The sequence below is a fragment of the Bartonella sp. CL70QHWL genome (genome assembly GCF_042194855.1).
Classification (GTDB): domain Bacteria; phylum Pseudomonadota; class Alphaproteobacteria; order Rhizobiales; family Rhizobiaceae; genus Bartonella.
In genome coordinates, this window is record NZ_JBHINJ010000134.1 from 1 (window position 1) to 569 (window position 569).

General features: G+C 36.6%; 1 protein-coding gene. It reads right to left on the reverse strand.

Annotation, left to right across the window (positions count from 1 at the left end):
• A partial coding sequence (locus ACFIJZ_RS10125) for an ERF family protein (RefSeq protein ID WP_375632049.1) occupies positions 1 to 542 on the reverse strand: 542 nt, incomplete at its 3' end.
• Between the last annotated feature and the right edge of the window lie 27 nt (positions 543 to 569).

Genomic DNA, 569 nt, shown 5'->3' on the forward strand with positions numbered 1-569 from the left:
CCATCTGTATCGTCTTCTTTACTTGCTAAATTAAGAAGCATGCCTAATAGGTATCTTCGTGCGTAGGTAAGTGTGGAACCAAGTGATTGTATGCTATTTTTAGAGCCTGTACTGTCAATTGGAAATGTTCCTTCTGTTGAGATTTGATTGTCTGAAGGATGAGACAGAGTTATTTCTATGGTAACGTTTTTTTCTGTTTGATTTTTAATACGATAAAACAAAGCAAATTTGTATGTTGCAAGCCCTTTCTTTACAGCATCAATGTACTGATCAAGTGTAGCGTATTTGCTGTTTGTATGGTTATTAATGGCGTTTTGTTCGATATTTTTATATGCCATTTGCACAGCCGAAAGATCACGGACAAAATTTTGGCGCTCTTGTCGTTTTATCTCTTGTTCTCTTAAATCAAGAAGACGCTCTAAGCGATCCATATCGACGTCACTGTCTAAGGCTTTATTTAAAATACGTTCCATGACAGTTTGTTCGACGGCTACATGATGTGTTTCTTCAATTTCTATTAGGTTAGTGTTTTGTTCACTCATCTTGATTTCCTACATTGCGCGCAATTC